At 42.5% G+C, this 25,300-nt stretch carries 25 protein-coding genes; 14 read left to right on the plus strand and 11 right to left on the minus strand.

Annotated elements, in window-relative coordinates:
- Positions 1-4 precede the first annotated feature (4 nt).
- Positions 5-451: a PA2169 family four-helix-bundle protein gene (locus CWC03_RS00175; protein WP_138580094.1), complete on the minus strand. Its 447-nt coding sequence runs from the start codon at positions 449-451 to the stop codon at positions 5-7.
- Positions 452-616: 165 nt separating this feature from the next.
- The gene (locus CWC03_RS00180) at positions 617-1,501 is read right to left on the minus strand and encodes a mechanosensitive ion channel family protein (RefSeq protein ID WP_138580095.1); all 885 of its coding nucleotides are present in this window, start codon (positions 1,499-1,501) and stop codon (positions 617-619) included.
- Between the two features lie 236 nt (positions 1,502-1,737).
- On the opposite strand from CWC03_RS00180, the gene CWC03_RS00185 reads away from it, so the two are divergent.
- From CWC03_RS00185 to CWC03_RS00205, 5 genes are all read left to right on the plus strand, one after another.
- On the plus strand, positions 1,738-2,301 hold the full coding sequence (locus CWC03_RS00185; RefSeq protein ID WP_138580096.1) for a BON domain-containing protein: 564 nt from the start codon (positions 1,738-1,740) through the stop codon (positions 2,299-2,301).
- A 61-nt stretch (positions 2,302-2,362) separates the two neighbouring features.
- Entirely contained in the window at positions 2,363-2,938 is a 576-nt protein-coding gene (locus tag CWC03_RS00190) for an outer membrane beta-barrel protein (protein ID WP_138580097.1), read from the plus strand.
- Between the two features lie 764 nt (positions 2,939-3,702).
- The gene (locus CWC03_RS00195; protein WP_138580098.1) at positions 3,703-4,032 is read left to right on the plus strand and encodes a hypothetical protein; all 330 of its coding nucleotides are present in this window, start codon (positions 3,703-3,705) and stop codon (positions 4,030-4,032) included.
- A 2-nt stretch (positions 4,033-4,034) separates the two neighbouring features.
- Positions 4,035-4,472 carry a phage holin family protein gene (locus tag CWC03_RS00200; RefSeq protein ID WP_138580099.1) on the plus strand — a complete coding sequence of 146 codons (438 nt, stop codon included), beginning with the start codon at positions 4,035-4,037 and terminating at the stop codon, positions 4,470-4,472.
- On the plus strand, positions 4,456-4,710 hold the full coding sequence (locus CWC03_RS00205) for a hypothetical protein (RefSeq protein ID WP_045989359.1): 255 nt from the start codon (positions 4,456-4,458) through the stop codon (positions 4,708-4,710). The genes CWC03_RS00200 and CWC03_RS00205 overlap by 17 nt, the downstream gene beginning before the upstream one ends.
- A gap of 28 nt (positions 4,711-4,738) precedes the next feature.
- On the opposite strand, the gene CWC03_RS00210 is transcribed toward CWC03_RS00205, so the two are convergent.
- The 6 genes from CWC03_RS00210 to CWC03_RS00235 form a co-directional block, all read right to left on the minus strand.
- A complete protein-coding gene (locus tag CWC03_RS00210) occupies positions 4,739-6,691 on the minus strand; it encodes a response regulator (protein ID WP_138580100.1) in 1,953 nt (650 codons plus the stop codon).
- A 109-nt stretch (positions 6,692-6,800) separates the two neighbouring features.
- Positions 6,801-7,250, minus strand: a complete 450-nt coding sequence (locus tag CWC03_RS00215) for a response regulator (protein WP_010378908.1) — start codon at positions 7,248-7,250, stop codon at positions 6,801-6,803.
- On the minus strand, positions 7,240-8,724 hold the full coding sequence (locus CWC03_RS00220; RefSeq protein WP_138580101.1) for a sensor histidine kinase: 1,485 nt from the start codon (positions 8,722-8,724) through the stop codon (positions 7,240-7,242). Before CWC03_RS00220 ends, CWC03_RS00215 begins: the two co-directional genes overlap by 11 nt.
- The gene (locus CWC03_RS00225) at positions 8,721-8,936 is read right to left on the minus strand and encodes a histidine kinase (RefSeq protein ID WP_128726920.1); all 216 of its coding nucleotides are present in this window, start codon (positions 8,934-8,936) and stop codon (positions 8,721-8,723) included. Before CWC03_RS00225 ends, CWC03_RS00220 begins: the two co-directional genes overlap by 4 nt.
- 15 nt (positions 8,937-8,951) lie before the next feature.
- Positions 8,952-10,355: a sigma-54-dependent transcriptional regulator gene (locus CWC03_RS00230; protein WP_138580102.1), complete on the minus strand. Its 1,404-nt coding sequence runs from the start codon at positions 10,353-10,355 to the stop codon at positions 8,952-8,954.
- A 79-nt stretch (positions 10,356-10,434) separates the two neighbouring features.
- Positions 10,435-12,045, minus strand: a complete 1,611-nt coding sequence (locus tag CWC03_RS00235; protein ID WP_138580103.1) for a diacylglycerol kinase family protein — start codon at positions 12,043-12,045, stop codon at positions 10,435-10,437.
- Between the two features lie 360 nt (positions 12,046-12,405).
- Between CWC03_RS00235 and CWC03_RS23725 the strand changes: the two genes are divergently transcribed.
- Together CWC03_RS23725 and smrA are read left to right on the plus strand one after the other, a co-directional pair.
- Positions 12,406-12,645: a hypothetical protein gene (locus CWC03_RS23725; RefSeq protein ID WP_138580104.1), complete on the plus strand. Its 240-nt coding sequence runs from the start codon at positions 12,406-12,408 to the stop codon at positions 12,643-12,645.
- A 108-nt stretch (positions 12,646-12,753) separates the two neighbouring features.
- Positions 12,754-13,335, plus strand: coding sequence for a DNA endonuclease SmrA (gene smrA, locus CWC03_RS00245; RefSeq protein ID WP_138580105.1), 582 nt, complete (start codon positions 12,754-12,756; stop codon positions 13,333-13,335).
- A gap of 27 nt (positions 13,336-13,362) precedes the next feature.
- Here smrA and CWC03_RS23865 read toward each other — a convergent pair whose 3' ends face one another.
- On the minus strand, positions 13,363-13,497 hold the full coding sequence (locus CWC03_RS23865; RefSeq protein WP_282961445.1) for a hypothetical protein: 135 nt from the start codon (positions 13,495-13,497) through the stop codon (positions 13,363-13,365).
- A gap of 136 nt (positions 13,498-13,633) precedes the next feature.
- On the minus strand, positions 13,634-14,560 hold the full coding sequence (locus CWC03_RS00250; protein WP_138580106.1) for a 2-hydroxyacid dehydrogenase: 927 nt from the start codon (positions 14,558-14,560) through the stop codon (positions 13,634-13,636).
- Positions 14,561-14,676: 116 nt separating this feature from the next.
- Between CWC03_RS00250 and olsF the strand changes: the two genes are divergently transcribed.
- From olsF to CWC03_RS00280, 6 genes are all read left to right on the plus strand, one after another.
- Positions 14,677-16,398, plus strand: coding sequence for a bifunctional ornithine lipid synthase OlsF (gene olsF, locus CWC03_RS00255; RefSeq protein ID WP_138580107.1), 1,722 nt, complete (start codon positions 14,677-14,679; stop codon positions 16,396-16,398).
- 83 nt (positions 16,399-16,481) lie between these two features.
- Positions 16,482-16,964 carry a TlpA family protein disulfide reductase gene (locus CWC03_RS00260; protein ID WP_138580108.1) on the plus strand — a complete coding sequence of 161 codons (483 nt, stop codon included), beginning with the start codon at positions 16,482-16,484 and terminating at the stop codon, positions 16,962-16,964.
- A 109-nt stretch (positions 16,965-17,073) separates the two neighbouring features.
- A complete protein-coding gene (locus CWC03_RS00265) occupies positions 17,074-19,137 on the plus strand; it encodes a TonB-dependent receptor plug domain-containing protein (RefSeq protein WP_138580109.1) in 2,064 nt (687 codons plus the stop codon).
- A 60-nt stretch (positions 19,138-19,197) separates the two neighbouring features.
- Positions 19,198-19,476: a peptidylprolyl isomerase gene (locus CWC03_RS00270; RefSeq protein ID WP_010378882.1), complete on the plus strand. Its 279-nt coding sequence runs from the start codon at positions 19,198-19,200 to the stop codon at positions 19,474-19,476.
- A 92-nt stretch (positions 19,477-19,568) separates the two neighbouring features.
- A complete protein-coding gene (locus CWC03_RS00275) occupies positions 19,569-19,832 on the plus strand; it encodes a GrxA family glutaredoxin (RefSeq protein WP_010378880.1) in 264 nt (87 codons plus the stop codon).
- A 129-nt stretch (positions 19,833-19,961) separates the two neighbouring features.
- Positions 19,962-21,776 (plus strand): DEAD/DEAH box helicase, encoded by a 1,815-nt coding sequence (locus tag CWC03_RS00280; protein WP_138580110.1) that lies wholly within the window; start codon positions 19,962-19,964, stop codon positions 21,774-21,776.
- A 54-nt stretch (positions 21,777-21,830) separates the two neighbouring features.
- Here the strand turns inward: CWC03_RS00280 and CWC03_RS00285 are convergent, their stop codons facing one another.
- Positions 21,831-22,661: a M90 family metallopeptidase gene (locus tag CWC03_RS00285; protein WP_138580111.1), complete on the minus strand. Its 831-nt coding sequence runs from the start codon at positions 22,659-22,661 to the stop codon at positions 21,831-21,833.
- Positions 22,662-22,963: 302 nt separating this feature from the next.
- Between CWC03_RS00285 and CWC03_RS00290 the strand changes: the two genes are divergently transcribed.
- Positions 22,964-25,300, plus strand: coding sequence for a helicase-related protein (locus CWC03_RS00290; protein ID WP_138580112.1), 2,337 nt, complete (start codon positions 22,964-22,966; stop codon positions 25,298-25,300).

A 25,300-nucleotide genomic window follows, 5' to 3' on the forward strand; every position in this document is an offset into this window, starting at 1 on the left:
CTCCTTAGGCAGTTAGCTCTTGCAACTGCTTCATTTGATCGTGACAAGCTTGCATTCTGGTTTGAATTTGCAGTAATACACTCTTGCATTTTGGTGGAAGCTCTTTATTCAGCGCTTTATCAAGCTTGCTTAGCACTTTGTCTTCCACCTCTTCTAGTTGAGAAATGTAGGTGTGTTCTTTATCAGTACTCACCATGCCAATCAACTTAGTGTATGATTCACGAATGTCGATGCTAAGCGCTGAATCAGTCTCGATTTCACCTTCGTCGATAAGAACAAATGGTTGAAGATCTGAGATTGCTTGCGCTTTATCTACAATCATTTGGTCAAATACTCGGTTTAGTTCGATATTATCTAGCTTCTTTTTAGCTTCAGTGTAAAAATCAACACCACCATTTAATACTTTAATGAGCTCTTTTACCGGCTCCATGTCGTAATTTGAATCTGCCATAAATAACTCCTTTCGTTTCAATGTGTAATAAGTGCATTATGCAAATATTATTTTCTGTCACTTTCACTAATGCAGATTAAATGCCAAATTATAAACCGTTATTTTTCAAGGAATTTTAATATAAAGCTCCAAAAACCGATGAAAATATTACAAGCTAGATGTAAATTATTCCTGTGATAATTGCGCACTCAAGGTTGCGCTTCCCTTCGCATTGAAGTCCAGCGTCCTAATTGGGAAAGGAATTAAGATATCGTTATCAGCTAACACACGATTAATGGTACAAATCGCTTTGTGCCTGACCACCATGAAGCCGGGATCGGCTGGGTAGTCTATCCAAAACCACACGAGTAGATTGATAGAACTATCACCAAAAGATTCGGCGTAGACATCCGTTTCTTTTTGGTTTACCACAAAATCAAGCTTATTAATTGCCTCGATAATTACCTCTCGTGCTTGCTCTGGGTCGTCCGCATAGGAGATGCCAACAGGTACTTCTATTCTTCGTTTACCAAGTTTAGTGTAGTTTTGTAATTCATTTTTAAAGAGAATTTTGTTGGGAATATAGGACAGTTGGCCGTAAAAGTTCTCTACTAAGGTATTTCTCAAATTGATTTTACTTACCGTACCAAAGCAATCCTTGGTTCTGATAATGTCACCGACCATAAAAGGTTTTCTGACTCCCATCACAAATCCAGCAATGAGGTTCTCTGTCATGTCTTGGAATGCAAAACCAATGGCAAGGCCTATGATCCCAGCCCCGGCTAACAATGACATCACGGCGCCTGATAGTTTGACTATATCTAAAGCGAAGAAAATACCGATAGCAATAATGGAAACTTTAAATATAGAGCTAATAAGAGAAGCGACTTGTTCGGTCTTTATTGCTTTTCTTATCGCTTTAGAAAACCAAACCGATGATATTTTAGCTAGAATCGTAAAAAATATGATAACCATTAAGGCTAGGATCATATTGGGCAGTAATTGCACACCCGCTTCAAGCCAAGAGATTAATTTATCATTAATTAATGTCCAAAACTTTTCTAAGTTCATAATCACACATTCCTATATAAGTACTTAACAAAGTTAGGATGCAGTAATCATTCCTAGTTATATTAATTAGCGGTTCATTAAAAAGGTAATTATTACAAAGTAATATACACATTTTCTCGGTAAATTCTTCCTTCCCGTTTACATAAAAAATAAAAACACCTTACTTTTCAACAATTTAAAAACTGGCACAACAGCTGCAATAAGTAATTCGACTACGAAATTAAAGGAGTTTAATTATGAAAAAGACATTAATTGCAACTGTACTTGTATCTTCACTTACTGCCGCTTCAGCATTTGCAGCTGATAATTCTTGGGAAAAAGAAGCAAGCGATGCTTGGATTGACGGTAAAGCAGAAGCGACATTGCTTTTCAACGGTGAGCTGAACAATTTTGACATTAACACAGATGTGAAAAATGGCGTTGTAGTGCTAACCGGTAAAGTGGAACATTCTGTAGATAAAAAGTTAGCTGAAGAGCTTGTATTAGGTATCGACGGCGTAAAAGAAGTGAAGAACGACCTGACTATCGTAGATATGTCAGACGAGCGCAAAAAAGAGCGTAACTACGAAAGCGATAGTGGCTTTACTGACGCAAAAATCGCAACAGTAATTAAGTCTCGCTACCTGTTTGACACAGATGTAGATGGTACTGACATCGATGTCGATGTGGAAGGCTTAGTCGTAACACTAAATGGCCATGTTGGTAGCGAAGCAGAGCGCAAACTTGCTGTGCAAATCGCGAAAAACGCCAATGACGTTAAAGATGTAAAAGATAACCTTCGCGTTACTAAAAAATCATAAGCAATTTTGATTTGAGGGGGCACTCCCCCCTCCCATACTTATATTGATTTAAGGAGTAAAGATGAAACAATTAACGATTGCCGCTGCGCTACTAGCCTCTCTTGGTCTTGCATCAACCGCTGCTCACGCGGAGTCTGATTTTGGACTAGATGATTATAAAATTTACACAGGTATCGGTTACGGCCAATACTCTTTTCAGTGGGAAGACCGTGAAAACGACACTTCGTTTGACGATGACTCGTCTATGTTAAAAGCGTATGTGGGTACAAAAATAAATCCATATTGGAGCTTTGAACTTGCCTATGAAAACTTCGACGAAGCTAGTGACATTGACAACTCTGCAGAAATCGACGGTATTTCTTTATCTACGCGTATTTCAGCCCCACTAAATGAACACTTCTCGGTATATGCAAAAGGTGGTTGGCTTGAGTGGGATGCCGATATCTACGCGGACATTCCAGCTGTAGGTCGTGTTTCATCTAACCTTGAAGGTGGCGACTGGCTTTACGGTGCTGGCGTGGAATTTCATCTAAATGAAAACATCAACATGCGTTTAGAATATACACGCTACGAACTTGAAGAGGATATCGATCCAGATATGGACGTAGCTGCTGTCTCTATCGAGTATCAATTTTAAGCAGTAATTATGGCTAATTTATAGCCTCCCAATTATTTCCCCTTTGACTCAGTCCTGGCTCTTCCACAAAGAGTCTGGTTTTGGCGCTACCTCTTGGTGGCGCCTTTTTTCGGCTTTACTTTACCATATTAAGTAAATCGCTTTATATTTTACTGATCCCTACTTCTCTGCTCAGCTGATATTTATTGAGCAGTTTTTTCTATGAGCAAGCTCTGTCAGCTCACTCTCTTCTAACCTGAAGTCAACGTTAAACACCGATTAAACAGCGGTGAAGTAGACTTGAAAATCAATTTTTTTGTCACCACTTTAGAGCTGGATTTATATAATCAACACATAGTTATAAGATCTGAATTACTATATTGAGCTCGGAGGTTATATGGAACTTTCTCTCTATTTCGACTTTATGCTTTATATCTTGATCGGCATAAGTGCCACATTGGGGTGCTTTGCAGTAGTAAATATTTTTGCAACGTGGATCAGTAAAGTTCAATTCCGAAAGCATCGTTATCCCAATAATCACAGGGGATTCCAATAATTTGGCCTATGGTTAGTGCTTTCTCGCGAGAAAAAGAAAGCACTAACTTTAGCTAGCCTCTACTCACGTTACATAACACCCTGTACATCTTCCATGAAATATTTACAGCCCTTGTAACTATGTATCAATCACAAATAATAAAAAATCTAATCCTTTGAATTTATTGAACTTTAATTATGGCAAACCCTTTGCATTGAAAAGAGTGAACTAAACGAATAAGGAGTAGTTTATGAGTAACCAAGCAAACCAAGCACAGACAAGTAACACAGCAAAACCACAATCAAATGGTCACGACTCTAGTCACCCAGTTACGGATCAAATTGCAGACACTTTACATGCGTCAGTAGACTCACTGCACGCTTCAGCGTCTCGCACTGAGACCTCACTGCGTGAAAAAGGTCATAACTCAAGCGAAGTCATTGGTGCCAAGCGTAAGGAGTGGGAACGTGCGTGGAACACATCAGGTATCAAAAAGTATGCAACGGAGAACCCAGTAAAGACGGCTGGTATCGCATTTTCACTCGGTATGTTGGCAACTATGCTGTTAAGGAATAAGTAATCATGCAAGACCAAGCTCAAGTAAGAGACCGTCAAGCAACAGCTCACGAGCGCACACCAGCGCTCGCTGAGCTTAAAGACTCTGTGTCCCTATTATTCAATAGTTATCAGCAAATCGCAGAAGCACAAATAAACTTATTAGGTGCCAAATTTAGAGCTAATTTAAAGACTTTATGTATTGCACTCGGGTTAATTCTGTTCTCTTTAATTTTAACGGCTATGGTATGGGGCAGCTTGCATGTTTTATTTGCTTACGCCTTAACCTACGCAGGCCTAAGCTGGTTTATATCGGCCGGTATCGTACTTACTATCAATATTGCAATGATTTATTACCTAATCATCACAGGGCTAAAGCTCTTTAACAACAGTATAAACGACCTGACGTCTGGATTTTATACTCCAGTTGCTAAGCAGGAGGGCAGTAATGACGAAGCTCGCTGAATTCATCACTGATAAATTGCACCAAGAAGTGGTAATTGAGAAGAAAAAGCTCATTACCGCTAAACATTTTAATCAACTCACTCAAGTGAAAGCTAAAAAGGTATTTACCGGCGCGATTAGCTCTCCTCAAGGGTTAGGCTTCATGTTTATGTTTGGCGCACTCAGCGCTAAATATGGCAAGTTTGGCGCACTAAGAAAGATCGTACTTTTACAAAGAATAGCGCAAGGTATCATTTAACTCCTTGCGCTATTCTTCGGCTCTCTATCTAAACCAGCTTTTCTTTAATTTCCTTTAGATCCACCAGTGTAATAGGCTTTAACAGCACTTCATTTACTTGTGACTCGGCCAGTTTTTCCGGCTCTGGGTCAAAACCACTAGCAATCACGATATGCTGATTAGGATCTTGTGCTTTAATCTCTCGTGCAAGCGTAAGCCCAGACTTATCGGGCAGACCTATATCCAGTAAAATCGTGTCAAAGCGCCCAGAACCAACAAAGTGCTGCCAACAAGTTTGCGCGCACTCTGCCGTAACTACATTCACTTGCAGTGAATTAAGTAATAGCTTAAGTAGGTTGCGTGTATCTGCGTCGTCTTCTACCACTAAAAACTGCAAAGTACCAGTAGTTTGCTCCACATCATTGCTAGATGTCGCCAACTCGTCACTCAAGTAGTGGGCTAAATATTCTCCTAATTCAGAGACATTAACAGGCTTGCTCATCATATCGCTAAAGCCAAGCGCCATTAATTCTTCTTTTGTGCCTTTTTGAGCGGCCGCTGTGAGTGCGACAACAGGTAAGTCAATACCACGCTCTCTGAGCGCCACGATAGTATCTCGGCCGTCCATTCTTGGCATGTGCAAGTCCATAAAGACTAAGTCATACTTATCTGGATTATCATTAAGCATCGTAAGCGCTTCAATACCATCGCCTGCAATTTCAGCCGTTGCACCTGTTTGGCCAATCAAAGTACGCATTAACATCTGGATCTCAGTAATATCTTCAACGATAAGAATATGCCCTTTTAGATCCGATGGGAGCGCGTTATTAGCTGTATTTTGCGTTTTATCTAATACAAGAGGAGCAAGTGCCGCACCATCTACCTCCTCTAGATCGATGCAAAAACCAAATTCACTCCCCTCTCCCAAAGTCGACTCAACCGCCAGCTCACCGCCCATCAATTTAATGAGTGCTGAGCTAATGGCTAACCCAAGACCAGCACCCTCATCTGTGCGTGTTGTAACGTTCTGTACTTGTTCAAATGGCTTGAATATACGTTTAAGCTTCGCAGAGGGAATACCAATACCCGTATCAATTACCTTGAATTCAAGCTTTGCATCCGCTTGTAACGTGATCTCGACTTTTACAAAACCAGAACTCGTAAACTTAATCGCATTATAAATAATGTTGATAAGTACCTGTTTTAGCCTTGTTTTATCGACCTTTACATCTTGAGGGAGTGGCGTTTTAGCTTCAATACTAAAACTCAAGCCTTTTTTCGCGGCGGCCATTTTGAACAAACTATACAAGTCACTAAGAAAGCTACTCAAGCACGTTTCTTGTTTATTGAGCTGCAATCGGTTTTCTTTTAGCTTTGACAGATCGAGCACATCATTAAGTAAATTAAGTAGATGCTCGCTGTTATTATTAATAATAGATAGCTCTGGCTTAACATTTTGTAATTCCTCCCGAGATAACAGGAGATTGGTGTAGCCCAAGATAGAAGTGAGTGGCGTTCTTAGTTCATGACTTAAATGAGCCAAAAAGCGGTCTTTCGCTCGACTGTCAGACTCTACTCGCAATCGCTCAAGGCGCTCACGTTCAAGCTCTTTCCGTGCCAAAGCATAACGGATAGAGCGAATAAACCGCGCGCTGCTTATTTCTGACTTAAGCACGAAATCTTCAGCGCCCGCTTTCAATGCGTCGTTATCCAAGACTTCATCCGATTGTCCCGTTAACATGATTATCGGCGTATGAACCTGTCTTGCTTTGGCTTCTTTTAACACACTTAACCCGGTTTGCGGGCCTAACTGATAATCCAACAAGCAAAGATCAAAGCCATTGCTCTCCAGCGCTTCTAGAGCTTGGTGGTATTGGCTCTGCCAAACGAGATTAAATTTAAAGTTAGGGATCGACTCCAAATAATCTAAGGTTAAAATATAATCGTCTTCGTCATCTTCAATGAGTAACACATTGACTTCACTGACTGACTCCTTTGTCATATTGGCCTCCGTAAATGAAGTGGTAGTAACTCGTTTAGGTCGTCACGATAGGCTGAAATAAGTGTAGGACGACTTGGAGTGAGCGCTTGCTTGCACAAGCGCGATAGGGTTAATTTGGCAGTTCTACTATTTCAATCCAGTACTTGCCTAAATGCTTCATCAAATCAACTAAGCCATCAAAATCAACAGGCTTAGTAATGTAAGATGCAGCGCCAGAGTCATATCCTCTTAGCTTATCTTCCTCCTCTTTGGAGGTAGTTAAGATCACTACAGGAATAGAGCGCAGTATTGGGTCCTTTTTAATTTCTTGTAGCGCTTCTCTACCATCCATTCTTGGCATATTCAGGTCAAGTAAAATGAGATTTGGTCTTGGGTATCGTTGTTTATCAGTAAACTCACCCTCATTCCTCAAATATTCCAAAAGCTCAACCCCATCCTTAACAAATTGAAACGCATTGAGTACTCGGCTCTCTTCTAGCGCATCCTGAGCTAGCAAGCGATCATCTTCGTCATCATCCGCCATCAGAATATGGATCGGCTGAGTTTTTTTATAGTTCATTTTTCAGTTCCTGAATAATTGGTGTTGGTTCAACGAGTAATGTGATCGTGAATTTAGCACCTTTACCATCTTCACTGGTTGCTGAAATTGCCCCACCGTGCCGCTCAACAATACGTCTGCACACAGTTAAGCCAATCCCAGTACCAGCATATTTTTTTCTGTCATGTAGTCGTTGGAAAGGCGAGAATATTTTATCAGCATATTCAACGTCAAAACCAACGCCATTATCTTCCACTACAAAAGTATAGGCATCTTGGCCCACCAATTGGCTGTTTTCAACTGAAATCGTAATAACCGGATCACGTCCGTCTACTCTAAACTTGATAGCGTTAGAAAGTAAATTTAAAAATAGTTGGTGTATTTGGCTGGCATCACATTTTATTGTCGGTAAAACGGCGGCATTCACACTTGCATTGCTGTCCTTGACCGCAATTTCTAAATCTTCCAACACAAACTGTAAAACTTGATTGAGGTCTTGCTCTTCAAATGGTTTTGCTCTGGTGGTCACTCGAGATAACTCAAGCAAGTCGGTGATAAGTGTTGACATCCGCTGCGCAGCACCTGTCATCCGGGCCAAATAATCCCGGCCCTTGTCATCCAGGTATTCACCATAGTTTTTTTCGATGCGATCACCAAAAGCGCGGATCTTTCTTAGTGGCTCTTGCAGGTCGTGGGAGGCTACAAACGCAAAATCTTCGAGTTCTCGGTTACTACGATTTAGCTCTTCAGCGTAATGTTCTAACGCTTCAGTACGCGCCTGTACCTTTTCTTCGAGGTGGTCATTAGCTTGCTCTAACTCGCGCTTAGCTTGTTTGGTACTGCGCAGATTCGCGACCAATAGTAGCAATATGGCAAAAATCATCGCAGCACTCAATAACGTAAATACCACAATATTAGTTTGAGCTTCCTTTCGTACCCGTTTTAACTGATTTAATTGAATGGCTCGAATATCCACTTCCGCGGCCATGATACGAGTAAACTCTTCCCGTAAGTCGCCACCCGAGTCAGCGGCTCGGTCAAGTAATAAAGCTTCATTACCCGTATCGGTATTGCGTGCAACAATTATCGTACTTTGCAAGGTTTTAAATCGCCTCTTCACGCCGTCAATATAGCGATTTATCTTTTGCTGTTGCACATCACTTTCGGAGTGATTCTGAGCAACCTTGGCTATACTCTCGTCAAGGCTTTGCAATGACTTTTCAAACGGCGCTAAGTCACTTTCTTTATTTGAGATTAAAAACGCTCGTTGCCCAGCCTCTGCATTTAACATCGCAATATGCAGCTGATCCAGAGACATCATCACTTCGCTGGTGTTGCGGATACTCTCTTGAACTTGGTTTAACTCTTTAACATTGTTAAAGCCGATCAGGGCATTGGACGCTACAAGCCCTACGCTCACAATCACGGCAAACCAGATGAAGCTCAATTTATTGCTTAAGTTCATAAAAGCGCTAACTCTGGGTTTATTGTTCACTCATTATTTCCTTGCTCCACCAGCGTTTGTAACAACTCGCTGCATTCTTTAGTTGCCTTAATAATCGTGTTAGCTATCTCGATTATCTGTTGCTGAGAACCGGGTTGTTCAGCAATAAGCTTAATCAACTCTGAATTCATTGAAATTTGATTCAAAGGTTTGCGTGCGTCGTGCACTAATTTCGCAAGCTCACCTTGACCATGTTGTGTCATTGTTCCTCCCCGAAATTATGACTGTGTTTCTCCCTCATAGGCGTTTAAACGGTTGTAGAGTGTTTTTGTACTGATCCCAAGCATTCGCGCAGCTAGTGTCTTGTTACCTTCTACTGATTCTAACGTCTGGTAGATCAGCTCTCTTTCTACTTCTTCAATCGTTTTACCTGGCTTCATTTCTGGCGTTGCTACTTGAATCGCATTTGCTCTACTTGATGTGCCCGCCTGTGGCGGAATTGGAGTGCGATTTAACTGCGCATGTTCCACCATGCGTTTAGCCTGTGCGAATGGTGAGGCGAAGTTCGTATCAAATACTAAGCTATGGTCATCGTGGTCCGCCATAATATAGGCACGATGAATAGTGTGCTTGAGTTCTCGTACATTCCCAGGCCAATCATATTCAACCAAGCGGCTCATATCCGCTGCCTTGATCACATATTGACTATTACCTTTTTTATTCAAACCTTGCAAAAAATGCTCGGCGAGTAAAGGGATGTCTTCTTTTCTCTCTCTGAGTGGTGGAATATGGATTGGAAATACCGCCAAACGAAAATAAATGTCTTCTCGCAGTACATCATTGGTAGCAATATCTTCAACGCTACGGTTAGTCGCCGATATCACCCGGCAATTTACTTTTATCGGCTTTGTGCCTCCGACTCGTGTCACCGTATGTGTTTCGAGTACACGTAGCAAGTTTGGCTGTTGCTCGATCGGCATTTCGGTTAATTCATCCAAAAACAAAGTGCCATTCTCTGCTTGTTCAAATACTCCGACTTTTTGAGCATTTGCTCCCGTAAACGCGCCTTTTTCGTGACCAAATAGTTCGCTACCGATCAAGTCTTTCGGGATTGCACCACAGTTTACGTTAACCAAGTCCCCCGTCACCGCGCTAGCATTGTGAATTGCACGGGCAAACATTTCTTTACCAACGCCACTTTCCCCCATCAACATCACGTTTGCGTCGGTGCTTGCCACTCGCTCTATCATCTTATATAGATGCTTCATTTTGGCAGACTCACCCAGCAACACACCAAAATGTGCTTGACTCTCTGTTCGCTTGGGTTTGTTCTTCGAAGGGCTTAACGCATTCCTAAAATCATCCGCATCAACGGGCTTAGTGAGATAATTCAATCCATCATGACAAAGCTGCGACAGGGCTGACTTTACTGATGGATGTCCCGTAACCATAGTTATGGGTGTACGGATCCCCGCAGCTCTAATTTCATCAACTAGATGTAAACCACTGCCATCTGGCAGCATAAAATCAAGAAAGATATGATCAAAGCTTTGCGTTTCTAGCCATTGTCTGGCCGACGCCAAATCATTCGCTAGGCAAGCATCATGCCCCAAATATTCGACAATGCGACAGGCCAGCTCTGCAAAATCATGATCATCATCTACTAATAAAACGGTTTTCAATTGAGTCCCTCTCTCAATGCTCCAATAGTGTTTCCACTTTTGATTTTTATCTCACACACTAATGAATAGCCGAAAATACCTAATTCGGAACCATTACGTTCAATGCATGTTTCTGGATCACTATTTCAATATTTTTCGCACTTAGCACTTCACCATCTAGTGCAAAGTGTTGTTCTTGTTCAAATTCTATATTTATCTTTTCGCACTGCTCAGTGCGAATATTAGAAGGTTTGCCGTCTAATTTAGGTAAAATAAGTTCGGCTACCGTAAAATTCTGCGCACCATCCGGTTCAACCGGCAAAATAGTAATATCTAGTTTGCCGTCGTCATAGATTGGCTCTCCATGACCTTGAGCAAGAATGGTGGTTTTAGGTGCCGCATTCGCTATAACCAGACTAACACAATCTATTTGAGATTGCTCAGCACCATCAAAGCTGACTTTAAAATTAAGAGGTTTATTCTCACTTACCGCCTGCCAAAGACCTCGAATGTAGGCGAGTTGCCCTGAGCTATTCTTTTCTTCACGCCCAGCCTTTTCGATCATTTCCTGCCCAAATCCAATTGCCGCAGCTAAAAGTGCGGTGCGGCCATTACAGTTCATTATATCAATAGGTTTAGTTTTACCCGCTAAGATTGCTTCACAGGATCGGTTAATGGGATCTATTTTGGACAGTGAGCCGAGTAACACAGTCGCTAGAGAGTTGGCAGTTCCTAAAGGCAAAATACCAAACTGGACATCACTTTGATGCACACCATGAGCAACACTTGCCAATGTGCCGTCACCGCCCCCTGCAATAATGATATTTGGCTGTTTATCAGACAGTATTCGTGTAGCCAAAGCAGCAACGTCTATCTCTTTCTCTGTAAAGTGAATGGATAAGTTATATTTTTCCGTCAGCATACCGACAATGTCGTTTTCATAGGTAAACCATTTACCTGATCCTGATACAGGGTTAATGATTAATGCCGCCTGCTCACTGTGGGTAAAGTTTTGACTGTGATGTAGCTTTGTTAATCCTTTTAGCTGATGCTTGTTTAACCTTGCCGTTTCACGGCGGTTTTGGATTTTCTCCAGTGCTTCACGGACGGTATAATCGGGGTTGGTTGCAAGCAAATATGCAGTGCAAAAGAACACTGAGCGTCCTCGGCCTAACGCACAATGCACCACAACCTTTCGCTTTAATTCATGCTGTGCTGCTATCCATGCCATGCCATGTGCTAATTGCTCTGAGGTGGGTGCTTGATGATCTAGCACCGGAATATTGAGGTAATGTAGGCCTTGCTGCTCCGCAGACCAGTTTAGACCATCAAATTCGGCAGTTACGTCTAAAATAGCCTCTATCCCTTCTGCCTTGAGCATATCCACATCGCTTGGGAATAACCGACAAGCAACAAATAAGTCATCAGTGAGCGGTTGAAATGCATCAACAACATCTCTGCCTCTTTCGATTGCATTGTATAAATGCACACAGCCTAAGTAAGGCCAAAATAGCCAAGTTATATACCAAGGAATTTTGCCTGTGCCGTGCTTTCTAAATATGTAAGGATAGTTAGTTGCATAAGCAAAAGTAACTAAAGAAATAGAGACGGTAAACCATGCAAGCGGCAACATTAGCCAAGATCCTATACTGTGGACCGTCAGGGCGGCTAAACAGAGGCTTGCAAACAGGTAGTACTTGAGCATTTTCATTGCCTTTCCTTAATTATTTTTGTCGCCTACGGCTTTTTATTATCGCCTTATGCGGAATTCTCTTAGGGTTGTACATATGTAACTAAGTATAGGTATGCATTTCTTAATCTGCGCTGATTCATCAACTTGTTTATGATAATCATAAACATACTTAACAATAGCTAAAACTATTCACAAGGAAATAAAAAGTGCATCTGGGTATTTTTAATGACTTATGCAGGCGTCGCTACATAAGTATTCAGGCACCATTAATCCATTAAAATTTCTAATGTGAAAATCATAAAATTTATCAGTTGAATGAAGCATAAATGATCACCATAATGGCGATCCTTTAAACGCATTTGGAGAACCAAACAGACAATGGCAAACGAGCTCGACTGGCTACTTAACTTAATATTACTTACTTTAGGTTTTGGTGCCTTTTTTATTAACCATAAAACGCTACTAAGAGTAGCTGCTGTGTGCGCATGTAGCGTACTTTTTATCTCGTTTAGCCTAGATCTGATGAACACCAGTGTAATTTCTAACCTTAGCTTGATTTTGATAAATACTTTTTATCTATTCAAAGTCTACACCTTCGGTCAACTGGAAGTTCACTAGTTCTTTGTAGTAACTGGTTCTTGGCGACTAGTTCCTAGCGACTAGTTCCCTATTTCACTTCGGTGCGCTAAAATCATGGCCATCATTGCTTGTTAATGGAGAAGCAGTATGGCCATGACTGATGAAGAACTATTTTTAGCTTCAATGGGCGACGTCACTCCTCTCGCTCAGGACAAAAAAGCAGAATTACGCCGTCATAAGAACGAACCAACCATTTCGCAACTTGCAAAACGCGAAGCCGCCGAGCAAGAGCTTGAGTTTGATCCTAATTACTTATCTACAGAATACGTTGATTTATTAGATCCACACGATCTACTCGCCTATAAAAAATGCGGTGTTCAAGATGGCGTGTATAAAAATCTCAGATTAGGTAAATATCAAGTTGATGCCACCTTAGACTTACATGGCAAACCCTTTCATGATGCTCGTAAGGCTTTATTTGACTTTATTACTGATTGCCATGCAAAAAGCATTCGGGTGTTGTTGTTAAGGCATGGTATTGGCTTAAACAGTAAACCCTTTCCTGCTGTACTGAAAAGCTATACCAATAAATGGCTGCAAGAAATGACACAAGTGTTAGCATTCCACTCTGCATTAAAATGCCATGGTGGTAGTGGCTCTACTTACGTACTACTAAGAAAGAGTGAAGAGAAGAAACAAGAAAATAGAGAGCGTCACGCTAAACGCTAAAAAACAAAAAGCCGAGTATAACTCGGCTTATTTGCTATTTGCGGTGGGTGTCGTCCCCTGAAGTTCATTTGCACTTGCTTGATTAAACCAAGCCGATACACCTAACAAAATAACCGAAACCACAACAAGTGATAATTTCGCGCCACCTTGACTTTGCTTCATGGGTTAGACCTTTTTATTATTGTTTTTTTGTTAAATTAATGCATCATTCACAAACACTCAAGATGTTTTTTTATACAGTAGTTTATACTATTCTCTTTGCACCCTACACTGTGGCCAATTACAACCATTTAATCATTTAGTAACCCTGTTTTTTCTGAACTAAATGAACGAGTGCTCTGCCCTCCTGGCTCGCTAAATAGTTGTTAGCAATTTGCTGCGCAGCCGTATTCAAACTGGTTAATGCGGCAACATGTGGAGTAATGCTAATGTTTGATTGCTGCCAAAAGGCATGTGATGCCGGAAGCGGTTCTGTGTCGAACACGTCTAAAATAGCCCCGCCAAACGTCTCCGTCGCTAATGCATTGAGTAAATCCGTCTCGTTAAGATGGCCACCTCTTGCGACATTAATGAGTACGCAATGATCTGGCGCGAGTGCAAACAGCTGGGCGTTCAATATCCCTTTTGTTTTTTCAGTCAGTGGCAAAAGACACACAAGATAATCAATGTCTGAAAGAAAAGCAGCTAGCTCATCTTGCCCACTGAAGTGCTCAATATTATCCAGTTGTTTTGCAGAGCCGGACCAACCTTTGATTGTAAATCCATTTACGTGTAGCTTATGCGCGACCGCGAGGCCAAGTTGCCCCATCCCCATAATACCAACCGTGCGACCTGCTCTTGCGCGCCTTGGCTTCCATAATTGCTGAGATTGATTGTGCCCGTACTCTCTAACTCTAAGCTTATGGCTTAATAGTTGGCCTAATACATATTCAGCCATGTCATCTGCCAAATTTGGGTCAACGATACGCGCAACTTCTACATGTGGTGGTAATAGTTGCATCGGAATGCTATCAACACCGGCACCATAGGAATGCACTACTTTTAAATTAGGAAGCTGTGACCATAGCGTCTCTGGCGCGTTCCATGCCAGTACAAACTCGACCTCCTTTAATAAGCTAACATCATCAACGGGCCATTCAAGCAAGGTGTGCTGCGGTAACAGTGCTGCTAACTTAGCAACTAACTTGTCATTATTACGACCAGTAACACAAATAAGTAAAGCCATATTGTTCCTTTATTCTCCCGACACACTATCACTGCAAAATAAATGACATACCAATGCAACATGCTTGTCATTAATAGTTTTTACTCTTGCAAAAAAGCGCCAACAGGTGATGAAAAATGATCAGTGTAGATAAAGTCATTGAAGCAAATCTTCCACAACTTGAAAACTCCCCAAAGGTAAAAGGTTTAGTAAAAAAAGGGCTTGGTTATCTCTTGCATGAGCAAGAGTTTGTCGCGTTTGCTGACACCTACCCCCATTTGCAAGGGCTAGAGTTTGTCGAACAAGTGCTCGATGAGTTAGATTTTGACGCTCGCTTTAAACCAAAGCAAATAGAGCATATCCCAAGCGAAGGTCCGGTGGTGATCGTCGCAAACCACCCTATTGGCTCTTTAGATGCACTGGCACTAATCAAAGTGCTGGCGCAAGTACGGCCTGACTTAAAGGTTGTTGCTAATCGGATGTTGATGTCGGTTACACCAATGCATCCGCTACTACTGCCTGTTGATAACCTCTCAGGAGCCAGTAAAAAGCAAGAGTTGGCAAACATTCACAATCATTTAAAGTCTGAGGGGGCGCTACTCATCTTCCCTGCAGGTGAGGTTTCCCGCTTAAGCCCAACAGGCATTAAAGACTGTAAATGGAACTCTGGCTTTTTAAGAATGGCTAAAAAAGCCAATTGCCCCATTCTGCCCATTTTTATCAAAGCGAAAAACAGTCCACTCTTTTACGGCACCAGTATGATTTATAAGCCTTTAGCCAGTTTATTATTGGTCAAAGAGATGTTTAAACAAAGACAAAAGTCGCTAGAATTTGAAATAGGCGCCAGTATTCCTCCAGAGTCTTATCTTATTGATAACCTAAAAGACAAAGAGATAGTCGCACTTATTCGCAAGCAACTTTACCGCCTTGCCAGTAAAAAGCCACTGCCACTCAAAACGCAAACCCCTATTGCAGTTCCAGAAAATCGCAAAGAACTTAAAAAGGCAGTGGAAGCGTGCGAGTGTATCGGTGAAACACCCGATGGCATGCAAATATACGTTTACCAATACACCGGCAGCTCAGTGATATTTAGAGAGCTTGGACGCCTTAGAGAAATTGCCTTTAGGGCCGTAGGAGAAGGGAGTGGTAACCGTCGTGATATCGATAAGTACGATATGCACTACCACCATTTATTGTTATGGGACACGAAACAACTTGAGCTGGTGGGTGCCTATCGCCTTGCAAGTGCCAAGCAAGTGATAGAAGAACACGGGCAAGCCGGGCTTTATACCGACAGCTTGTTTTCGTACAGTGAAGCCATGACCCCATACTTTGAAAAAGGCCTCGAACTTGGTCGCAGCTTTGTGCAGCCCAAGTACTGGGGTCGCAAGAGCCTAGATTACCTGTGGTATGGGATCGGTGCATTCGTAAAGCGCTACCCAGAACACCGTTATATGTTTGGCGCAGTCAGTCTCTCAAACGCGTTACCGGATGAAGCAAAGGCCATGTTGGTGTATCACTACCAACATTACTTTTCAAACCTTGCAGGTATCGCCACGCCGAACAACGAAATGAAGCTAAGTAATGATCAGCTTAACCGTTATCAACACATGTTTAGTGGCGATGACATCAAAGAAGATTTCGCAGAGCTCAAACATATTCTTGCTAATATGGGTGCTCAAGTCCCTACATTATTTAAGCAATATACGGAGCTTTGCGAAGAGCAAGGCGTGAACTTTCTGAGCTTTAGTATAGATCCCGACTTTAACAACTGTATCGATGGTCTGGTACTCGTTGACTTAGCGAAATTAAAAGAGCAAAAAGCGAAACGCTACCTAGGCGACAACCCGTACGGTTAAGCTCAAATACATTGATCCGCTGCAATAAAGATCGCTACACTGCGGTCTTTATTGTTGCTTACTGTTATCACGGGATCATTTGTATGCTCAAGCTACTTGGCCAAGCTGTCATCATTGTGCTGGTGTTTTTTGCCGTCTCAGCCTATCAAGAGAGGAACATGCTTGCCGACTCTGGAGAGCAAACAGCGCCGCCATTTCACCTACCCATTTTACAATCCAAGCAAACTTATTCGTCTATCCAGCTCAAAGGTCAACAAAGTATCGTGTATTTTTTTGCGCCTTGGTGCGGCGTATGTCGAGTGAGCATGCCGAATATTGATAAACTACATCAGCAGGGCAAAGTCAAAGCAGTGGCGATTGCGTTGGATTATCGTTCCACTGAAGAAGTAACAAAGTTTGTCAGCGATCTACAATTAGACATGCCCGTATTACTCGGCAATCAGACCACGGCACAAGCGTATAAAGTGCAGGCTTACCCTACATATTATGTACTTGATGAAGACTTCAAAGTAACTGAGCGCTCTGTAGGTTACTCATCCGAGATAGGGATCCGAGCGAGATTGTAAGAAATTTCATTAAACCGCTTACAGTTAATTACGACTCTCTGAAATTAATCAACAATTATTTCGTTTAGGCTAACGCACATCTTAACAAAGGATGAATAGGAAGCCGACCATGCGCCACGCCCCACACTTTACGCTCAGTAAAATTTCACTCCTCGTGCTTTGCACTACCCTTGCCAATAACGCATTAGCCGATGAGGAGAAAATTGAACACATCGAAGTTATTTACAAACGCAGCTCAGTTATTTCAGAAATTACCGAAGATGCACAAAAACTTGTAGACATGCCAGGAGCTATGGGCGACCCACTCAGGGCTGCTTTTGCTCTGCCTGGTGTTGTTGCCGCGGGTGGTTCAATGGGCGCACCTGCCGTGCGAGGCTCCTCTCCTGACGACAATATCTTTGAAGTGGACTTTATGCCCGCAGGATATATCTTTCACGATTTCGGCAGCTCTATTTTCAACCGCAATACAATTCAAGATTTTCAGCTGAATTCAGCTGGATTTGGTACCAGTTACAGCAATGCCACTGGTGCCGTGTTTGACGTCACGCTACGTAATCCAAAATACCAAGATATTGCCACCACGCTAGATTTAACCATGTTTAACGCAGGTATTTTTGTTGAAGGTAAAGCAACTGAAAATTCCGCATTCTATGTGTCAGCAAGAAAAAGTACCCTACCGCTGTTTTTCAGTGATGGCGAGGAGCTTGAGGACGATGATGGCAAGCCAACAGGGATCACCATTAACGATCCACCGGATGATCACGACTATCAAGCCAAGTGGCTGTGGGATATCAATGCAAATAATACCTTAACGGTAAATATCAATGGCGCGGAGGATTCGGTTGCGGCTGGGTTTTCAGGCGCGTCAGATCTTGCCCTTAAAACCCCAGAATATCAGGGCGATGCTCGCTATATTCGTAAATTCAATAGTCAGAACATATTGTGGGATCACTACGCCAAAGACTTACATATTCGCGCTGGCGTCGGTTATCTCAATCACCAAGCCACTATGCGATATGGTCAACGCGCGACTTTATCTGATGGCTACTTTGAAAATTTTGAAGAAGAACAACTCAGTTATAAAATACGAGCCAGTTATAAGCTAAACAAAGACCAACGTGTCATTGCAGATGCCGGCTACTACGACAAAAAATCCACCTACCGCTACGACGCTTTTAATTACGTTTGCACCGAGTTTGACCCCGACTGTGATCTAAATAAAGGTGAAAGGATTAAGGGCACATCGAGTGCTGGAACAGATTCTGCCTTTATTGGGGTTAATCACGTTTGGCAATTTTCACCAAACTGGCAAAGTGAACTAGGAATAGTGGGTGAATATTATGACTACAGTGACGAGACCATTGTCCATCCACGCCTTGCGCTCAATTACTTCTATAACGATGACACAGTGATCTCAGCCAAGGCTGGCACTTACAGCCGCATTCAAGACCTTGAATACATTTTACCTGTTGTTGGTAACCCAGAACTTGAAGCTCAGCGTTCAACTCACTATACCTTAGGTTTTAAACAGGAGTTGGAAAATGAGTGGTCATATTCCGTCGAGACCTATTATAAAACCATGGATGACCTGCCAAAAAGCGCCCCCTTATCTGAGGTAAACTACATCAATGGGACTTCCGGTACAGCCTACGGTGTTGATTTTATTGTTAACAAAAACAAAACCGATGATTGGTATGGTTGGGTTGCTGTAAGCCTTGCAAAAAGTGAGCGTGAGGATGAGCTAACCGGCGTTAAGCGTGACTATTATGCCGATACCCCTTTTATTCTTAATGCCGTATTTCACTATGACTTTGGTGAAAAGTGGTCTGGAGGCTTTAACTTTACCGCTCGCAGCGGTCAAGCCTATACCCCAATTGTGGGTGTAAAAGAGAATCCTGAATTTGCGGACCGCTACTTACCTGTGTACGGCGACCCATTCTCAGAGCGTTTTGACACTTATCATCGCCTAGATATTCGTTTTGAACGCAAGACAGAGTTATTTGGCCTCGATGGCAAGCTAATCTTGGAGCTAATGAATGCATATGGCCAAGACAATACAGCCTATGTTGACCTTGACTACGATAGAGTCAAATCAATCAATGATTTATATATAGAAGAGGAAAGCGATGACTTTGAAATGCGTCCTTCTATTGGTTTCAGTGTAACATTTTAACTTGCCATAGGCGCGCAAGCTCTGCATGATCGCATTTATTTTTATAATGAGAGTCCCTTCATGCCTAAAGCGTGCGCCTATCATATTTTAGTAAAAACCGAAAAAGAGTGTTTAGACATCAAAGCCAAACTAGCCAAAGGTGCTGACTTTGGCAAATTGGCTAAACAACATTCCCTTTGTCCTTCAAAAAAGCGCGGTGGCGACCTTGGTGAGTTCAATAAAGGGGATATGGTGAAGGCCTTTGACGATGTGGTATTCAAAAAGCCGTTATTTGAAGTGCACGGTCCTGTGAAAACCAAGTTCGGCTTTCACTTGATCAAAACCGTCTATCGGAGTTAATCGCTTTTTTGGATTAATCTCATCATTTTAATTCAATTTACCTTCATGATTAATCCTCTATACTGAAGCTAATCATTTAGAGGAGAAAGAATATGTTTACTGTTATTTTTGGTCGTGAAGGTTGCCCGTTTTGTGTTCGTGCAAAAGAAGTGGCTGAGCGTTTAACGCAAGAGCGCGATGACTTCAATTTTCGCTATGTTGACATTATCAAGGAAGGCGTAAGCAAAGCCGATCTTGAAAAGTCAGCGGGTAAACCTTGCCCTACCGTACCACAGATTTTTATCGACCAAGATCACATTGGTGGCTTTACTGAATTTGAGGCCTATGCAAAAGCAAATTTAGGCCTTTACCAGTAAATTAGCAAAATCACATAGATTAAATTTTAACCAATATCAGGCACATATAAAATAGTGTGATTTTATGCAAGCTTTTATTTTATCTTTCCTGTACAATGCGCGCCTCTTTAAAATAGTTGAGGCGCATTAATGTCAGAACCAGTTACGTTTGAATCTTTAGACCTTTCTCCTGCAATCTTAAAAGCAGTCGAAGAGCTGGGATATAAAACACCTTCTGAGATCCAAGCTCAATGTATACCGTTATTGCTAGAAAGAAAAGACGTACTGGGACTAGCGCAGACGGGTACAGGTAAAACGGCAGCATTTGCACTGCCATTGTTAAACCAAGTAGACGCATCCGTTAAACAACCGCAAATTCTTGTGCTTACGCCAACGCGTGAGCTAGCTATTCAAGTTGCTGAAGCATTTCAGCAATATGCTAAATATACTAAAGGCGTTGAAGTACTAGCGCTTTACGGTGGTCAAAGCTACGGCATTCAGCTAAGTGCTCTACGCCGTGGTGCCCAAATTATTGTGGCAACACCAGGTCGTTTGATTGATCACATCAACCGCAAGACGATTGACCTTTCTGGTCTAAACGCACTTGTACTTGATGAAGCAGATGAAATGCTACGCATGGGCTTTATCGATGATGTTGAAAGCATCATGGAGAAAACACCGGAAGAGAAGCAAACTTGTTTGTTCTCTGCGACTATGCCAAAGCAGATCCAATCAATCTGTAATAAATATTTAGATAACGCTGAACAAGTTAAGATCACTCCGCGTAACTCTACAGTATCTACGATCGAGCAAGTTTACTGGCGTGCAACTGCACACAAAAACAAAGCTATCGTACGTTTCTTAGAAGCGGAAGATTACGACGGTGCTATCGTGTTCGTACGTACACGTAATGACACTGTTCAGCTTGCAGAGCTACTAGAACGTGAAGGCTTCTCAGCTGCACCGCTCAACGGCGACATGAACCAACAGGCGCGTGAGCGCACAGTAGACCGTCTTAAGAACGGCTTGCTAGATATCGTTATCGCAACCGACGTTGCAGCACGTGGTCTTGACGTAGAACGTCTAAGTCTTGTTGTTAACTACGATATCCCACAAGACTGTGAAGCTTATGTTCACCGTATCGGTCGTACCGGCCGTGCTGGTCGTCAAGGTAAAGCAATCTTGTTCGTTAAGAACAACGAGCGTTATTTACTTAAGAACATCATGCGCCATACGCGCTCTGATATTGCACAGATTGAATTACCAAGTGCGAAAGTCGTTGAAGAAAAGCGTATTGGTGCATTAGAGACTAAGATCTCTACAGCGCTTGAGCACAAAGACATTGAGTTCTTCTCAAAAGTCGCATCAGGCCTTGCACAAAAGCTAGAACTGAGCCAAGAAGACTTAGCAGCAGCGCTATTGTGTCTTGCACAGCAGCAAACGCCGCTGAAAGTTGAAGATATTCAAATTCAACAGCGTGAGCGTAGAGAACGTGACGACCGTCGTGGCGAGCGTCGCGACAGAGATGGTAGCCGTGGTGAACGTGGTGAACGCAAATCTCGTAGCCGTGACCGTGCATCAGGTCCAATGGATACTTACCGTATCGAAGTAGGTCGTGATCATGGTGTTCAGGTTAAGAACATCGTTGGTGCTATCGCAAACGAAGCAGATATCTCAAGCAAATTCATCGGTGAGATCCGTCTGTTCAATGAACACAGCACGGTTCAATTGCCGCAAAATATGCCAAGTGATGTACTTAGCCACTTCAAGAGCGTCCACATCTGTCAACGCCCTATGAACATGACTAAGAGCACTCACCCTGCTGACCAAGGTCAGGGTAGAGGTGAAGAGCAAAGAGACCGTAAGCGTAGCTTTAAAGACCCACGTAGTGGCGGTGGTGATAAGCGCCGTCCTGAAGGTCAAAGAAGAGAAAAGCGCGAAAGAAAAGAAATTAGCTTTTCTTAATCGACGCTCTTAAGAAAAAACCGCTCAACTGAGCGGTTTTTTTATTTATATGCTTTAATGTCGTTGCCAATCTCTCGGCTCAAACTGATAGTAGTCTTTTAACAAATTATATAGCTCTGGGTTTTCCTGTTTTAGTTCATGGGGCTTTTCAATAAATGTCTCTGTTACCACGGCAAAAAACTCCGCTTCGTTTGTTGCGCCGTATGAATGAATAGCATGGGGCATATTGTAAGACAGCTGCATTTTTAAGTGCTGGTAAGCCTTTGATAGCACCCTCCCCCAGTCTTGGTAACTCATTCCTACAGGTAACGCAGGCGTTCCATTCGTCGCACCAGTTTGTTGGTCAAGTTGATGGGCAAACTCATGAAACACCAAGTTGTGGCCATCCTCAGGCAATCGATTTCCCTCAAGTACATCGTGCCAACTCAGCACTAAAGTACCTCCAGGCCAAGACTCACCTTGACGAACTGTTTGGTGAAAACTAACCAAACCTGCACCATCTCTAGAGGTTTGTGGCGCGTAATAGCTACTGGGATAGAGTAATATTTCTTTGACGTTGGGATATAACGGCCAAGCTTGCTTAAGAACCAGTAAACAGGCATCTGCGGCAATAATTAGGGTCATAGGTCGTGATACCGTTAACCCATCTCTACCCAACACCCGTTTCTCGCCAAGAAACCAGACAATATGTTTTTCCAGCTGTGCGCGGTCAGCATCTGTCATCTTACGATAGATAGGCATGTATTTTAGCAATACTTGCTTATCTGAGGCGCTCAGCGTTTGATCTTGGTATTTCCTTTGCCACTGCAGTCTTTGAATTTTTTCCCAGTTCCAATACAGAGAAACAAATAGAACAAGGCCGGTAATAAGCACTATTTCTATCATGGCTTTTGGCCTTTATAAAATAACCTGAACTAGGAATAATAACTTGTTCTCTAGCAGTTGTTATCCCTTACTACTGCATTAAATTTGTTTGCAATAGGCTAGTATTGACGCACAAATTTGCCTTGTATTAAGAAAGAACATCTGGCTAGAGTTGAATAATGTTAGAAGGCGTATTTTATATCAGTTCCCTAACTTCTCATTCCGAGTTCAGGTTGAATAATCCGTCAAATATTAATTGGTACTGACTCCGACTTTTTCAAGCAAACTTTGTTACTATGGCGAAAAAATGCAAATGAACTGCTATGTCTTTACCCATTGAATCTTTACAGCCTCAGTTTACGCAAACACTAAGCGAACAAAATGCGATTGTTGTATGTGCCACAACAGGTTCTGGCAAATCAACCCAACTTCCGCTCTGGGCCTCACAACATGGCAGAGTATTAGTCATTGAGCCTCGGCGTATTGCTTGTACCTCTTTAGCTGAATATGTCGCGGCTCAAAGTGGCTCACCGCTTGGCGAAAAAGTGGGCTTTGCTGTTCGGTTTGAAGGGAGGTTTTCACCAGACACTCAGGTAGTTTATGCAACGCCTGGTGTGGCATTAAGGTGGTTTTTTGAGAGCAAACTTGCAGAATTCAGCGTCGTTATGTTGGATGAGTTTCATGAAAGACGCTGGGACATGGACTTATTATTAGCGCTCTTAAAGCAGGCTCAATCACACAAACTAATTGTTACCTCGGCGACGTTAAACAGCCAAAAATTAGCCTCTTATTTAGACGCCCCTATCTTCGAGTCAGAAGGATTCATTTACCCCGTTGAAGAGTGTTTTCACGCGCCCGATCCAAGAACTATGCCCCAAAAAGAGCAACTCGATACTCGAGTTTTTGCAGCTTGCCAATACGCATTGGAACATTGCCAGGGCGATATTTTGGTCTTTTTACCTGGCAAGGCCGAGATCCAAGCAAGCTTAGCTAAAGTAAAAGCGCTGCCAGCGACTATCGTTGGTTTATATAGTGGCTGCAGCCCAGAAGCTCAGCGCATTGCATTAACCGCACAAAGTACACGTCGAATTATTCTCGCAACCAATGTTGCCGAGACCTCGCTCACTATTCCCAATGTCACTTGCGTGATTGACTCAGGGCTTGAGCGTCGTACTCATTTGCGCCTTGGAAAAACCGTATTAGGCTTAGATGCGATTGCAAGAGATTCGGCAAAGCAACGTCTAGGACGCGCAGGACGCACGCAACCGGGACTATGTATCCGGTTATATGGCCAATACGCGCCATTGATAGACAGCACCCCGCCTGAGATCCAAAGAGAATCATTGGCAGAGCTTGTACTTGCGGCGGGCTGCGCAACGACAGGCGTCTCGTCTATTGGTTTTATCGACCCACTTCCTGAAAGCTCACTAAATAGAGCTAAACAACAGCTAATTACATTAGAAGCCATTGATGAACAAAATATAGCAACTCCGCTTGGCAAGCTGCTGTACCCGCTGCCCGTCGATTTTGAGTTTGGTTACGTGATCCATAAATTGGCTTCAAACACGCTACGCCAAGCGGCTATTGACCTTATTTCGCTACTGTCTGTACCCGCCCGAGTCTACCAACTACCTACTGATGTAGAGCGCTTAACAAGATTAAATAGTCGATTTACTCGAGGCTCAGATATAGAAATCGCTATCGCGGTGGTGAGAGGACAAACTGAAGAATTAATTGATATTACGTCTGAGGCGCTCACAGAAGCACAGCAATTTAGCGCGCAATTGCGTGAAGCATTCGCATTACCGCCTTTGGATAAGGCAGCCAGTTTTGACCATGACAAACTCGTCATTGAGTTAGCTAAGCTAATGCCACATTGGGTTTATATCAATAAGCAAAACCGTCGTAATGGCTTTAACAATGGCCTAGCTGAAGTCATGCCTTCAAACCATACTCGCGTATCGGAACAGGCAGAAGCATTACTGGTATTAGATACTTTTTCACTCGCAGGTAAAGGTACTAAGCAAGCTAAGACGCTCGCGATGTGTAATGCGGTACTAACGAAAAAGCAATTACTTGAAATGGGCCTCGGCAACCAAACATTGCGCTCTGCCCATATTGATAATGATGAGCTTTGGGGTGAGTTTATTACACATTACAGTGACGAGGTTTTAGGCCAACAGACTAAGCGTCTTAACAACCCCAAGGATGTTGTTTATGCCTTAGTATTACTTATTCAAAATAATACGCTATTTTCAGGTTTGGCCAAGCAAATAGAAGCCAGTATTGAGCAAACAGCATTGTTCTACCAATTTCATGGACGCGATGAATTTGTACCCACACTCAACTCCTTTTTAAGTGAAAAACTCACAGCACTTGGCATTGAAAGCTATGGCGATATAGAATTAATCAACGAACAAGACTTGTTATTCAATGAAGTTGAAGCGTGGGAATTAGCACCATTTGTTGAAAAGTTTCCGCTAACATGGTCAATTCCGGAGCTGACAATGGCAGTAAGTTATAATTTTAAAGGAAAAAGAATCGAGCTTACTCACATCAGCGGTACAAGGAAAGATGCACCAAAGAGGTGGGAGCTACCAGCTTGGAGTGGCTTCAAAATACGCTATCGTAAAGCTAGTAAAGTGGTCGATGTAAGTTAG

The organism is Pseudoalteromonas sp. S2755 (genome assembly GCF_005886535.1).
Classification (GTDB): Bacteria; Pseudomonadota; Gammaproteobacteria; order Enterobacterales; family Alteromonadaceae; genus Pseudoalteromonas.